Genomic DNA, 12,841 nt, shown 5'->3' with positions numbered 1-12,841 from the left:
GATCTTCGGGTCCCGGCTCAAGCTGTTTCACTGCTCCACTGCCGGTTTCCGGTCCAGTCCCAGTTCGCGCATCCTGTGCTCAAGAATCCCACCGAGCGCCACACGGCCTTCGGCGTTCATGTGGACGGCATCCGCCAGGTCTTTCGCCAGTCCGTACCGGGTGAGCCAGTCGCCCACGGAAACAAAGGGAAGTCCGTTGGCTGCTGCCACGGCACCCAGCAGAGCGTCCACCTCGCTGCGGCGCCCACCGCCGTCGTTTGCTCCCCGCGCCAGGGTGCCTATCATGGCAATCCTCGTGCCGGGATAGCGGGTCCGCAGTTCGGCAAGCAACCGCTGGGCGTTTCCTGCGATCTGCGCGTCGCCGGCGCCCCCGGCGGCGTCGTTCCCGCCACCCTCAATCACGATCAGTGCCGGCGTTCCGGCGGGAAGCAGCCAGTCCCCGCGCTGCAGGGCATCGATGTAATTGCCCGTGGAGCCGTTCGCCGCCACGAAGCCTGTGCCGCCGCGGCCGCAGAAGTAGACGTTGTAGCCGGCAGCGGCGAGGCCCAGGCGCGGCCAGCCATCCGCGGGTTCCGACTGTGAATCGCCAATCAGCAGCACGGTCCTGCTGATGTCCGGAACCACCGCCTCGAGCCGTCCGTTTCCGGGATTGCGGATCCGGGACGTGGCCACCACGGCCGGTTTCGCTCCTGCGCCGCCGGCTTGCCCCGCGGCCGCCTGTCCGTCCGCCGGTTGGCCGGCTGCCGCCCGTGCCAGGCCGCCCTGGGGAGAGTCCCCGGACAGCGCACAGCCGGCGAGTCCGAGCACTGCCGATACTGCGACCAGGCCGGACACAGCGGCGGCGGCAGCCCGGGCGGCACCCCGCGGTGTGCTGGCCTTGGCTGGGGGCATCGTTGTCTCCGGCGGTCTCGGAAGTGGGCTGTGTCACAGTCATCATGCCACGTACGCGGAAGTGGGAGTGAACTTAGTCACATGCCGGATCGGTTGGGCCTGATCGCGGCATTCCCGGCGCCGGCAAACCTGCCGGAATTTAGGCCAACAAATGGCTGGGCGGCTAGAATAGAGGAAGGCGCCCTGTGCCAAGGGCCTTGTCCGTCGTGCGTTCCAGTTGGAAATGTCGCGATACAACAGCTGACTCCACTGAATCGAGCCATTACGCATGTCTGAAACCACCACCAACACCGCGGTAGCCACTGCATCGCGCAGTGACCTGCGCAACGTCGCGATTGTGGCCCACGTTGACCACGGCAAGACCACCCTGGTCGACGCCATGCTCAAGCAGACCAACTCCTTTGCCGAGCACAACCACCTCGAGGACCGGGTGATGGACTCCGGTGACCTGGAGCGCGAAAAGGGCATCACCATCCTGGCCAAGAACACTACGGTGGCCTACAACGGTCCGTCTTCCAACGGCGAGACCATCACCATCAACGTCATCGACACCCCCGGCCACGCCGACTTCGGCGGCGAGGTGGAGCGCGGCCTGTCCATGGTGGACGGCGTCGTCCTCCTCGTTGACGCTTCTGAGGGCCCGCTGCCCCAGACCCGCTTCGTGCTGCGCAAGGCCCTTGCCGCGCACCTTCCCGTGATCCTGCTGGTCAACAAGACCGACCGCCCCGATGCCCGCATCGACGAAGTGGTCCACGAGTCCATGGACCTGCTCCTGGGCCTGGCCTCCGACCTTGCCGACGAGGTGCCGGACCTGGACCTGGACAAGGTCCTGGAAGTTCCCGTTGTCTACGCCGCCGCCAAGGTTGGCCGCGCATCGCTGGAGCAGCCCGCCAACGGTGCCGCCCCGGACAACGAGGACCTTGAGCCGCTGTTCAAGACCATCATCGAACACATCCCGGCTCCCACCTACAACCCCGAAGGTGTCCTGCAGGCGCACGTCACCAACCTGGACGCTTCCCCGTTCCTGGGCCGCCTGGCGCTGCTGCGCATCTACAACGGCACCCTGCGCAAGGGCCAGACAGTTGCCTGGGCCCGCGCCAACGGTGAACTCAAGAACGTCAAGATCACCGAACTCCTGGCCACCAAGGCGCTGGACCGCGTTCCGGCGGAATCCGCCGGACCGGGCGAAATCGTCGCCGTCGCCGGCATCGAGGAAATCACCATCGGTGAGACCCTGACCGACGCCGAGAACCCGCAGCCGCTGCCGCTGATCACCGTGGACGATCCCGCGATCTCCATGACAATCGGTATCAACACCTCGCCGCTGGCCGGCAAGGTCAAGGGCGCCAAGGTCACCGCCCGCCAGGTCAAGGACCGTCTGGACAAGGAACTGATCGGTAACGTCTCCATCAAGGTGCTCCCCACCGAGCGTCCGGATGCCTGGGAAGTCCAGGGCCGTGGCGAGCTGGCGCTGGCCATCCTGGTTGAGCAGATGCGCCGTGAAGGCTTCGAACTGACCGTTGGCAAGCCGCAGGTTGTCACCAAGACCGTTGACGGCAAGATCCACGAGCCGATGGAGCACATGACCATCGACGTGCCCGAGGAATACCTGGGCGCCGTCACGCAGCTGATGGCTGCCCGCAAGGGCCGGATGACCAACATGGCCAACCACGGCACCGGCTGGTGCCGCATGGAGTTCATCGTTCCCGCCCGCGGCCTGATCGGCTTCCGCACCCGGTTCCTCACCGACACCCGCGGCGCCGGCATCGCAGCGTCCATCTCCGAAGGCTACGAGCCCTGGGCCGGCCCCATCGAGTACCGCACCAACGGCTCCATGGTTGCTGACCGTGCCGGTGTTGTGACCCCGTTCGCCATGATCAACCTGCAGGAACGCGGCTCCTTCTTCGTGAAGCCCACCTCCGAGGTGTACGAGGGCATGGTCGTGGGCGAGAACTCCCGCGCCGACGACATGGACGTCAACATCACCAAGGAAAAGAAGCTCACCAACATGCGTGCCGCTTCCTCCGACACCTTCGAGAACCTGACCCCGCCGCGCGAGCTCACCCTCGAGGAATCGCTGGAATTCGCCCGCGAGGACGAGTGCGTCGAGGTGACCCCGGAAGCCATCCGCATCCGCAAGGTCATCCTGGACACCAACGAGCGCGCCAAGGCCAACCGCGCCCGCGCCAAGGCATAGCAACGCCTAAACGCAAAGAATGCCACCGGTATTGCACCGGTGGCATTCTGCGTTAAGCCGCCATGGCAGACCAATAGCCGGCTGTGTGGTGCACCGCAGCGACCTTCCGTTGACTCCTCTGGACGTCGTCTGCCAGTCTCTCCGCTGTCTGCCCCCTCTTGAGGGACTGACTATCGCGGAGTCCGCCGTCAAGAAAGGCCAAATCCAACTCGCGGAGCTGCGGGCGCGGTTTCCGGCCGCCCGTGAAAAGGCCCTGCTGAACCTGGTTGGCAGAATCCGACCCCAGTCCGGCTCCATCATCGAAACCATCGCCCGGTATCTGCTTGAAGAAGCGGGGCTTACAGTCGAGTTGCAGGTGCACATTCCTGGCATGGGCCACCTGGATCTCCTTGTTGATGGGCTGCTGGGCATTGAGGCGGACGGCTATGCCCATCACAGCAGCCGGGAGGCCTATCGGGAAGACAGGCGGCGTTGGAATGTCACCGTCATCAGGGGTGTCCCAACTCTCCGGGTGACGTTCGAGATGCTGGTCCGCGACCCCGCGGAGTTCGTTGGAATCGTCCGTAAGGCACTTGCCATGTACGGGACGGCGCGATGAAGCCCGGGATCAGCGCGCAGGAGCAGTCCGGGCGCACCGGGAGCGGCAGTCAGCGCACGGCCGGGCGGCGCGGGGGAGCAGGCGGGACCTCCTTGGCGGCCACCACCTGCCCAAGGGGAATAACGACGTCGGCCTGCCGGGTGCGGACGGTACAGGAACCGGCGTCGCACGCCAGCAGGTGACCCAGGGCGTCCGTGAGGCCTCCTTCGATCCGGTAACGCACCACCACGCGGATGCCGGGCGCAGCCGAGGCAAGGAAGCGGGCGGGTGCGGGTAGTGGCTGACTCACCAGTTCATACTAGGTGCGCCGGCTAGGTTCGCGGGAACGGGCTGGGGGATAATAGGCTCAGATGTCAACAGTCCGGCCGTGCTGCCGGATGCAAGAGCCGGCGGGAAGCCGGAACCCAACGTGGAGAGGCCAGGGACGTGACGTACGTAATCGCGCAGCCGTGTGTGGATGTTAAGGACAAGGCATGTATTGAGGAATGCCCGGTCGACTGCATCTATGAGGGCGAGCGTTCGCTGTACATCCATCCGGACGAATGCGTTGACTGCGGCGCCTGTGAACCGGTGTGCCCGGTGGAGGCCATCTACTACGAGGATGACACCCCCGAGGAATGGGCCGACTACTACAAGGCCAATGTTGAGTTCTTCGATGACCTCGGGTCCCCGGGTGGCGCGGCCAAGGTCGGCAACACGGGCAAGGACCACCCCATGATCGCCGCCCTGCCGCCGCAGAACCAAGACCACTGACGCGGACGCAAGCCGTGACCGCAGCAACGAATTCGTTTGGCCTGGATCTGCCCGACTACCCGTGGGAGGCCATGGCGCCGTACCTGGCGAAGGCTTCGGAGCATCCCGGCGGAGCCGTGAACCTGTCGATCGGGACACCTGTCGATCCCACGCCGCAGCTGATACAGGATGCACTGAAGGCGGCCGCGAATGCTCCGGGATATCCCACGGTGCACGGCACCCCGGCGCTCCGGGAAGCCATTGCGGGCTGGTTCGAGCGCCGGCGCGGCGTGTCCGGCCTTGATCCCCGGAACATCATGCCCACGGTGGGGTCCAAGGAACTCGTTGCGTGGCTTCCGCTGCTGCTGGGCCTCAAGCCGGGGGACGTCGTCGTACGCCCCAAGGTGGCCTACCCGACGTACGATATCGGCGCCACCCTCGCAGGCGTCACCTCCGTGGCAACGGACAACCTGGACGAACTCGATGACGCCACCCGCTCGCGCGTCCGCCTCATCTGGGTCAATTCCCCCGGGAACCCCACGGGAAGCGTCCGGGGCATCGAATCCCTTAAGGCGCTTGTGGAACAGGCGCGTGAGCTGGGTGCCGTGGTGGCCTCGGACGAATGCTATGCCGAACTCGGATGGGGGGACTGGGACGTCCAGCGCGGCGGCCGGCGCGTTCCCAGCATCCTGGACCCGCAGGTGGCGGGCGGCTCCCACCAGGGCCTGCTTGCCGTGTACTCGCTGAGCAAGCAGTCCAACCTCGCCGGCTACCGCGCGGCATTCGTGGCCGGTGATCCGGACCTGATGCCCAACCTGGTCAACAGCCGCAAGCACGCGGGCATGATTGTCCCTTACCCGGTCCAGGAGGCCATGCGCGTGGCCCTGGGGGACGACTCCCACGTCGAGGCCCAAAAGGACCTGTACAGGGGCCGGCGGGAGCGGCTGGTGCCCGCCCTGCTGGACTTCGGCCTGGAGATCAAGGATTCCGACGCCGGCCTGTACCTTTGGTCGACGGCGGGGGAGGACACGTGGGACACGGTGGCCCGCCTGGCTGACCGCGGCATTGTGGTGGGACCCGGCGTCTTCTACGGGGACGCCGGCAACGGCTATGTCCGCGTTGCCCTCACCGGATCCGACGAGCGGATCGATGCGGCCGTGGCACGCCTGGCCGGATCAGGCTCCTAAGGGTACGTAATAATCGTGTGACTCGCCCCACATCCGGCGCGTTTTAGGGTGCATTTGACGGCTGCGGATTAGTGACACCCGCCAAGGGGCGGTACTTTTTAAGTGACTATCAATGGTGGCTTTCTACAAGAAGGCAGCCCGGGTGTTGGAACCTGTCTCCTCAGGCTTCGTGCGCGGCTCACCTGATGTTGGATCAAGCTTTCGACAGAGGCCCAGAAGCCTCATGAAGGGGACTCCATGACTGAGACCAACAATGCTGCGACCCTGCTCCACGCAGGTGGCGAGCTGAAGCTCCCGCGCATCCAGGTTGTTGAAGGGAACGAGGGTTACGACGTCTCCAAGCTGCTGAAGCAGACCGGTGCCGTGACCTTCGACCCCGGCTTCATGAACACCGCAGCAACCACCTCGGCAATCACCTACATCGATGGCGATGCGGGCATCCTGCGCTACCGCGGATACCCCATCGAGCAGCTGGCGCAGCACTCCAGCTTCCTTGAGGTGTCCTACCTGCTGATCTACGGCAACCTGCCCACGCCCACCGAGCTGGACGAGTTCGACCAGAAGATCCGCCGCCACACCCTGCTGCACGAGGAGCTCAAGGGCTTCTTTGGCGGCTTCCCCCGCGACGCGCACCCCATGCCGGTGCTGTCCTCGGCGGTGTCCGCGCTGTCCACGTTCTACCAGGACTCGCTGGACCCGTTCAACGCCGAACAGGTGGAGGTCTCCACCATCCGGCTCATGGCCAAGCTGCCGGTCATCGCCGCCTATGCCCACAAGAAGTCCATCGGCCAGCCCATGCTGTACCCGGACAACTCGATGAACCTGGTGGAGAACTTCCTGCGCCTCAGCTTCGGCCTGCCCGCCGAGCAGTATGAGCTGGACCCGGTCATCGTCAAGGCCCTGGACCTGCTCCTCATCCTCCACGCTGACCACGAGCAGAACTGTTCCACTTCCACCGTGCGCCTGGTGGGCTCCTCCAACGCCAACCTCTTCGCGTCCGTTTCGGCGGGTATCAACGCCCTCTTCGGCCCGGCCCACGGCGGTGCCAACGAGGCCGTGCTCAAGATGCTCCGCCAGATCCAGGCCGAGGGCCTCAAGCCCGAGGACTACATGGAGAAGGTCAAGAACAAGGAAGACGGCGTCCGCCTCATGGGCTTCGGGCACCGCGTGTACAAGAACTACGATCCGCGCGCCAAGATCGTCAAGGCCACGGCGCACGAGATCCTCAGCAAGCTCGGCGGCAACGACGAACTGCTGGACATCGCCATGCGGCTGGAAGAGAAAGCGCTTAGCGACGACTACTTCATCCAGCGCAAGCTCTACCCGAACGTGGACTTCTACACCGGCCTGATCTACAAGGCCATGGGCTTCCCCGAGAAGATGTTCACCGTCCTGTTCGCCATCGGCCGCCTGCCCGGCTGGATTGCCCAGTGGCGTGAAATGATCAGCGATCCCAACACCAAGATCGGCCGTCCGCGCCAGCTGTACATCGGCGAGCCGGAGCGGGACTACCCGGTCCGCTGAAACCGGCCATAACGACGGCGGCCGCCCACCTTTCCAAGGTGGGCGGCCGCTTCGCGTTGTGCCACATTCAAGGGGACTACGAGGCGTAGCCCTGGGGGTTGTTTTTCTGCCAGCGCCAGTGGTCCTCGCACATCTGGTCCACCGTCTTGGTGGTGGACCAGCTCAGGTCCGCCAGGGCGGACGTGGCGTCGGCCCAGAAGGCGGGCAGGTCCCCTGCCCGGCGGCTGGTGATTTCGTAGGGGATGGGCTTGCCCACAGCCTTCTCGAAGGAGCGCAGGACCTCCAGAACGGAGGAGCCCTTGCCGGAGCCGAGGTTCCAGCGGAAGACGCCCGTCCGGCCGGCAATGTGGTCCAGTGCCGCGACGTGCCCTTCCGCCAGGTCCACCACGTGGATGTAGTCGCGCAGGCAGGTGCCGTCCGGGGTGTCGTAGTCGCCGCCGAAGACCATGAGCTTCTCGCGGCGGCCCACCGCCACCTGGGCGATGAAGGGAACCAGGTTGTTGGGGATGCCCTGGGGATCTTCGCCGATGCGTCCTGAGGGGTGCGCGCCCACCGGGTTGAAGTAGCGCAGCAGTGCTATGTGCCAGCGGGAGTCGGCTGCGCCAAGATCGGAGAGGATGTCCTCGATCTGTTCCTTGGTGCGCCCGTAGGGGTTGTTGGCGCCGATTTCCATCTTTTCCACATAGGGGATGGGGTTGTGTTCGCCGTAGACGGTGGCGGACGAGCTGAAGACAATGGAGCGGACGTCGTGCCGGTCCATGACGCGGATGAGGTTGAGCGTGCCCACCAGGTTGTTGTAGTAGTACTTGAGCGGCTGCTGCACTGATTCGCCCACGGCCTTGAGCCCGGCGAAGTGGATGACGGCGTCAATGCCGGCGCCGGCGAAGACCTTGTCGACGGCGGCCTCGTCCACCAGGTCGACGTTGTGGAACTCCGCGGTCTTGCCGCTGAGCTCAGCCACGCGGCGCAGTGACTCCTCGCTGGAGTTGACCAGGTTGTCGATGACGGCCACGTCGTGGCCGGCTTCCTGCAGGGAAAGAACAGTGTGGGAACCGATGTAGCCGGTACCCCCTGTGACCAAGATTTTCATGCCTCAACGCTATCCCACGGGAAGCGGTCCCCGCCCCTGCGTCCCGGATGGCGGGCGTCGACCGGACGGTGGAGGCGGCAGTGGAAGCACAAGTGTGCTAATAAGAATGGTGCCCAAAATAGTAGACGCGGATGCCCGGCGTCAGGATGTTGTCCAAGCGGTTCTGCGCATCATCGCCGTCGATGGGCTGGAACGTGCCTCGCTGCGCGAAGTGGCGGACGAGGCCGGCCTGGCAGTCGGTTCCGTCCGGCACTACTTCGCTGGCAGCGATGAACTGCTGGCCTTCTCGTTCGGCACCGTGGTGGACCGGGTGGTCGGCAGGCTGGGGGCACTGCTGCCGGGCGTGCAGGAGGCTGCCCAGGCCAGCCCTGAACAGCGGCAGGCGGTTCTGACCCTCCTGGGCGGCATGCTTCCGCTGGATGAGGAATCAGCTGTGGAGGCCTGCGCCTGGCTTGCCTTCAAGAACGCGGCGCGGATCAGGCCGTTCCTTGCCGCCGAGGCCGACCGCAGCCACCGCGAGGTGGCCGCCATCGTGGGCGGAGTGGTTGCCTCCCTGCTCCCCGATGATGAACCGCAGGAGAACCTGGTGGTGGAGGCGGAACGCCTTCTGGCCACCCTGGACGGCCTGTGCATGCATGCCCTGCTGCAACCGGGCTGGATGACAGCGCAGATGTGCCGCGACGTGCTTGAGCGGCACCTGGATGGACTGGCACGGTAGGCGCCCGGGTCCAATCCTGCACTACCGGGAACTGGCTGCGGGAATAGACTGATAGCCGGGTACTGCAGAGCGGGTCATGCCGCCCGGCATGGGAAGGCCAGGGAAGGACTTTGGATGCATCACGCAAGCGGTTCAGGGTGGCAGATCACCACCGACACGTCCGGGCCAATGATGATCGCACTGTACGTCCGGGATGCGGCCGGCTTGAACGGAGTGGGACAACCGATGCTGTCCCATGCGTCGCCGAAGGTCCGTTCGGCTGACCACTCCCACCTGACGGCCGACGTTGGTGGCATCAGCGCGCTGAAGACCGAGTGGGAGGCCTGGTGGGAGCAGCTGCTGAAGGCCCATCCGCACACATCGCCGGAACTCTCCCCGCCCAGTTTTGACGCGTTCGGCAACTCTCCGGCCCTGCAGCGGGTCCTGCAGGCCCATTTCGGCTCCGCCCTCACTTGGGCCAGGGAGCGCAGGAGCGAATACGCCGAGCTCGAGGCCGAACGGGTGGCCTCCGGAACGGACCAGCTGCTTGAGGACATGGTGGACGACAGGCTGATGGAAGTGGGGCGGGACTCGCGGGACTTCAAGCTGACCATCATCGAGCTGCCGCTGGACGAGCAGCGGGCTTGGTACCTGGAGCCCGACAAGATCATCATGAGCCAGGATTTGATGGGGCAGCCGGACCTCCTCCGCAGCTACGTCCAGCCGGTGCTGGAAATCCTGGTCTAGCCGCCCTTAAGGCAGGACGACGGCGGCCCTTCAGCTGCCGCCGTCGTCCTGCCGTACGGTGATGCGCACCTGTCCCTCCGGGGCCCCTGAAGCCTGCCATCCGTCCCCATCGGGACGGTGCCAGGTCCGGCCTGCCACCTCCACCTGGGTGACGGCCAGGTCCTTGGCGTTGGCAACCGCCCACTGGGCAACCGACCAAGCCAGCGCGCCGTCGGCGTCCACCACCAGGGTGGCGCCGTCAACCTGTGAGTCCACGCCGCCGTAGGCCTGGTCCAGGTCGGTGGCCACCGATGCTGTTGTCCCGCCGGCCGCCGGGGAGCGGAGCGTGCACTGCACTCCGGCCGGCGTCTGTCCGGTGAGTCCGGAGGCAAAGGCCCGGCCCATGTCCTCGTGCTGGGCATATGCCTTGGGGTAGGCCGACTTCTGGACCCGCTGAGCTGCATCGGTGATGTCGAGCGCCTCGTAGCCCGGAATTTTCACCAGCGCGTCATAGAAGGCATTAACGGCATAGTAGGGGTCCATGATCTCGGCCTCCGTGCCCCAACCCTGGGACGGACGCTGCTGGAAAAGCCCCCGCGAGTCCGGACCGGCCTGGTCGCCGTGCCCGATGTTGCGCAGCTTCGACTCCTGCATGGCAGTGGCGATGGCAATGGTGGCGGCGCGCGCCGGCAGTCCCCGCCTGACGGCCGCCGCCGTAATCAGCGCGGCGTTGGCCGCCTGGTCCGGCGCAAGTTCACCGGTCCGGTTGCCGGCCGCAGCGGTGCAGCGCTCCGAAACGAGGGTTTCGGAACGCTGCACGAAGAACACTGCTGTGTAAATTCCGCCCGCTGCCAGTGCGAGGGTGAGCAGCAGCACCGCCAGGCGGCGCAGGCCGCGTCTGCGTGCCACGAAGGGATCAGTTGGCGTGCAGGGCGTCGTTCAGTTCAACGGTCTGGCCCTTGCGGGGCAGGGCCTCCACCGCCCCCGTGGTGGAGTTGCGGCGGAACAGCAGGTTGGGCACGCCGGAGAGTTCGGCGGCCTTGACGATCTTGGTGGTGTCATCGCCCACCTCGTCCTTGGGGCCCGGAACGCGGACCCGGGTGCCTGCCGTGACGTAAAGCCCGGCTTCCACCACGGAATCATCCCCGATGCTGATGCCCACGCCGGAGTTCGCACCGAGCAGGACGCGCTCACCGATGGTGATCTTTTCCTTGCCGCCGCCGGACAGGGTGCCCATGATGGAGGCGCCGCCGCCAACATCGCTGCCGTCGCCGGCCACGACACCTGCGGAGATACGGCCTTCCACCATGGAGGTGCCCAGGGTGCCGGCGTTGAAGTTGACGAAGCCCTCGTGCATGACTGTGGTGCCGGCGGCGAGGTGCGCGCCCAGGCGGACCCGGTCGGCGTCGGCAATCCTGACGCCGGAGGGGACCACGTAGTCCACCATGCGCGGGAACTTGTCCACGCCGTAGACGGTGACGGCGCCCCGGCGGCGAAGCCTTGCGCGTGTCAGTTCGAAGCCCTCGACGGCGGCCGGGCCGAAGTTGGTCCACACCACGTTGGGAAGCTTGCCGAAGATGCCGTCCAGGTTGATGGTGTTGGGCTGGACCAGGCGGTGCGAGAGGAGGTGGAGGCGGAGGTAGGCGTCCGCGGTGTCCGCCGGGGCTTCATCGAGGTTGATCTGGACAAAGACCACCTTCTGCTCGGTGCCGCGGTCCTCGTCAGTGCCGTTCTCGGCGATCTGCACCAGGGTTTCATCCGCGTTGTCCACCGTGCGGAGGTTCTCCGCCGCAACTCCCAGTGCCGGCGCGGGGAACCAGACGTCCAGGACGGTGGCGTCGCCGGTGGCAATGGTGGCTACGCCAAAACCGTAGGCGGAACGGTCATCAGCGTTGGAGGTCAGGGTTTCGGGCACGGCAGAGGAAGCGGTCTCAGTCATGTGCTCCAGTCTATCGAGGGCGGGGCATGGGGTTCGAACTAGACTGGCTTCGTGACTGCTGAAACCGCCCCAGACTCTTCCGTGTCCACCCTTGACCTCCGCCAGGACGTGGCGCTGCTGACCGCAGCGCTCATGGACATCAACAGCGTGTCCGGCAATGAAAAGCAGCTCGCGGACGCCGTCGAGTCCGCCTTGCTCGGGATTCCCCAGCTGGCCGTGGTGCGCGACGGCGACGCCATCATCGCCCGGACCGAACTTGGACTCGCTGAGCGTGTGATCCTTGCCGGCCACCTGGACACAGTGCCGCTTCCGCTCACCGAAGGATCCCGGGGCACCGTTCCCTCCAGCTGGGAATCGGGTGTTCCGGGCGAGGGCGTCCTGTATGGCCGCGGGGCCACGGACATGAAGGGCGGGGTGGCGGTCCAGCTCGCACTGGCGGCAGGATTGTTCGACGGCGGCGCGCAGCCCAAGCGGGACGTCACCTTCGTCTTCTATGACCACGAGGAAGTGGAGGCCGTGAAGAGCGGACTGGGACGCCTGGTCCGCAACCACGGCGACCTGCTGAAGGGGGACTTCGCCATCCTGCTGGAACCGACGGACGGCACGGTGGAGGGCGGCTGCAACGGCACCAGCCGGTTCGAGGCAAGCACGGTGGGGGAGGCCGCCCACTCGGCCCGCGCCTGGATGGGCAGCAACGCCATCCACGCGGCGGCACCGATCCTTGCCCGCCTGGCGGCCTACGAACCCCGGACCATCAATGTCGACGGGCTCGATTACCGGGAAAGCCTCAACGCGGTGAAGATCAACGGCGGCACGGCCGGGAACGTCATCCCGGACCGCTGCGTCGTCGAGATCAATTACCGGTTCGCCCCGGACAAGACGCCGGACCAGGCCGAAGCCCACGTCCGGGAGCTGCTGGCGGGCTTCGACGTGGTCCGCACCGATGCCGCCGCCGGCGCGCGGCCCGGACTGCAGCACCCGGCTGCCGCCTCGTTCGTGGCCGCCGTGGGAGCCGAACCCAAGCCCAAATACGGCTGGACCGACGTCGCCCGCTTCAGTGAGCTGGGCATCCCGGCGGTGAACTTCGGCCCGGGGGACGCGCTGCTGGCGCACAAGGACGATGAGCACGTCCACGCCGACGCCATCCGCAAGTGCCTGGCCGCCCTGGAGAGCTGGCTCGCTGCCTGACGGTCCACGAACAGGAAAGGTCCGGAACTCCCCACGGGAGCTCCGGACCTTTCCTGTTGTGGGCTCTTGGAA

Annotated in this window: 13 protein-coding genes; 8 read left to right on the top strand and 5 right to left on the bottom strand. The window is 66.1% G+C overall.

The annotated features are described in order from the left end of the window. Positions 1-27: 27 nt before the first annotated feature. Complete coding sequence (locus ACEN9K_RS15165; RefSeq protein WP_495634610.1) at positions 28-891, bottom strand: SGNH/GDSL hydrolase family protein; 864 nt, start codon at positions 889-891, stop codon at positions 28-30. A 268-nt stretch (positions 892-1,159) separates the two neighbouring features. Here ACEN9K_RS15165 and typA point away from each other — a divergent pair, with 268 nt between their 5' ends. Next, on the top strand, positions 1,160-3,088 hold the full coding sequence (gene typA / locus ACEN9K_RS15160) for a translational GTPase TypA (RefSeq protein WP_495634609.1): 1,929 nt from the start codon (positions 1,160-1,162) through the stop codon (positions 3,086-3,088). Between the two features lie 109 nt (positions 3,089-3,197). Next, a complete protein-coding gene (locus tag ACEN9K_RS15155) occupies positions 3,198-3,686 on the top strand; it encodes a putative endonuclease domain-containing protein (protein ID WP_160144470.1) in 489 nt (162 codons plus the stop codon). A gap of 49 nt (positions 3,687-3,735) precedes the next feature. On the opposite strand, the gene ACEN9K_RS15150 is transcribed toward ACEN9K_RS15155, so the two are convergent. Then, positions 3,736-3,975: a putative acetyltransferase gene (locus ACEN9K_RS15150; protein WP_043424755.1), complete on the bottom strand. Its 240-nt coding sequence runs from the start codon at positions 3,973-3,975 to the stop codon at positions 3,736-3,738. A gap of 137 nt (positions 3,976-4,112) precedes the next feature. Between ACEN9K_RS15150 and fdxA the strand changes: the two genes are divergently transcribed. The 3 genes from fdxA to ACEN9K_RS15135 all read left to right on the top strand — a co-directional run bounded on the left by fdxA (position 4,113) and on the right by ACEN9K_RS15135 (position 7,129). Next, entirely contained in the window at positions 4,113-4,439 is a 327-nt protein-coding gene (fdxA, locus tag ACEN9K_RS15145; protein ID WP_026265673.1) for a ferredoxin, read from the top strand. Positions 4,440-4,453: 14 nt separating this feature from the next. Beyond that, the gene (gene dapC / locus ACEN9K_RS15140) at positions 4,454-5,605 is read left to right on the top strand and encodes a succinyldiaminopimelate transaminase (RefSeq protein ID WP_134163757.1); all 1,152 of its coding nucleotides are present in this window, start codon (positions 4,454-4,456) and stop codon (positions 5,603-5,605) included. 237 nt (positions 5,606-5,842) lie between these two features. Beyond that, positions 5,843-7,129, top strand: a complete 1,287-nt coding sequence (locus ACEN9K_RS15135) for a citrate synthase (protein ID WP_018768605.1) — start codon at positions 5,843-5,845, stop codon at positions 7,127-7,129. 76 nt (positions 7,130-7,205) lie between these two features. On the opposite strand, the gene galE is transcribed toward ACEN9K_RS15135, so the two are convergent. Beyond that, entirely contained in the window at positions 7,206-8,219 is a 1,014-nt protein-coding gene (galE, locus tag ACEN9K_RS15130) for a UDP-glucose 4-epimerase GalE (protein WP_134163758.1), read from the bottom strand. Positions 8,220-8,328: 109 nt separating this feature from the next. On the opposite strand from galE, the gene ACEN9K_RS15125 reads away from it, so the two are divergent. Beyond that, positions 8,329-8,937 (top strand): TetR/AcrR family transcriptional regulator, encoded by a 609-nt coding sequence (locus ACEN9K_RS15125; protein ID WP_056394235.1) that lies wholly within the window; start codon positions 8,329-8,331, stop codon positions 8,935-8,937. Positions 8,938-9,051: 114 nt separating this feature from the next. Continuing rightward, positions 9,052-9,663 carry a hypothetical protein gene (locus ACEN9K_RS15120; RefSeq protein WP_018768602.1) on the top strand — a complete coding sequence of 204 codons (612 nt, stop codon included), beginning with the start codon at positions 9,052-9,054 and terminating at the stop codon, positions 9,661-9,663. A gap of 30 nt (positions 9,664-9,693) precedes the next feature. Here the strand turns inward: ACEN9K_RS15120 and ACEN9K_RS15115 are convergent, their stop codons facing one another. Further along, positions 9,694-10,551 (bottom strand): hypothetical protein, encoded by an 858-nt coding sequence (locus tag ACEN9K_RS15115; protein ID WP_018768601.1) that lies wholly within the window; start codon positions 10,549-10,551, stop codon positions 9,694-9,696. Between the two features lie 7 nt (positions 10,552-10,558). Beyond that, positions 10,559-11,581: a 2,3,4,5-tetrahydropyridine-2,6-dicarboxylate N-succinyltransferase gene (gene dapD, locus ACEN9K_RS15110; protein ID WP_018768600.1), complete on the bottom strand. Its 1,023-nt coding sequence runs from the start codon at positions 11,579-11,581 to the stop codon at positions 10,559-10,561. A 51-nt stretch (positions 11,582-11,632) separates the two neighbouring features. On the opposite strand from dapD, the gene dapE reads away from it, so the two are divergent. After that, positions 11,633-12,769 carry a succinyl-diaminopimelate desuccinylase gene (gene dapE / locus ACEN9K_RS15105; RefSeq protein WP_056394095.1) on the top strand — a complete coding sequence of 379 codons (1,137 nt, stop codon included), beginning with the start codon at positions 11,633-11,635 and terminating at the stop codon, positions 12,767-12,769. Positions 12,770-12,841: the final 72 nt, after the last annotated feature.

Source organism: Pseudarthrobacter sp. Pseusp20 (assembly GCF_059492155.1).
This window is presented reverse-complemented; position numbering and strand designations above follow the sequence as displayed.

Bases quoted from the DNA above. Each gene is read 5' to 3' on its own strand.
- typA (WP_495634609.1), top strand. From the start codon at position 1,160: ATGTCTGAAACCACCACCAACACCGCGGTAGCCACTGCATCGCGCAGT.
- ACEN9K_RS15165 (WP_495634610.1), bottom strand. From the start codon at position 891: ATGCCCCCAGCCAAGGCCAGCACACCGCGGGGTGCCGCCCGGGCTGCC.
- galE (WP_134163758.1), bottom strand. From the start codon at position 8,219: ATGAAAATCTTGGTCACAGGGGGTACCGGCTACATCGGTTCCCACACT.
- ACEN9K_RS15135 (WP_018768605.1), top strand. From the start codon at position 5,843: ATGACTGAGACCAACAATGCTGCGACCCTGCTCCACGCAGGTGGCGAG.
- ACEN9K_RS15120 (WP_018768602.1), top strand. From the start codon at position 9,052: ATGCATCACGCAAGCGGTTCAGGGTGGCAGATCACCACCGACACGTCC.
- dapD (WP_018768600.1), bottom strand. From the start codon at position 11,581: ATGACTGAGACCGCTTCCTCTGCCGTGCCCGAAACCCTGACCTCCAAC.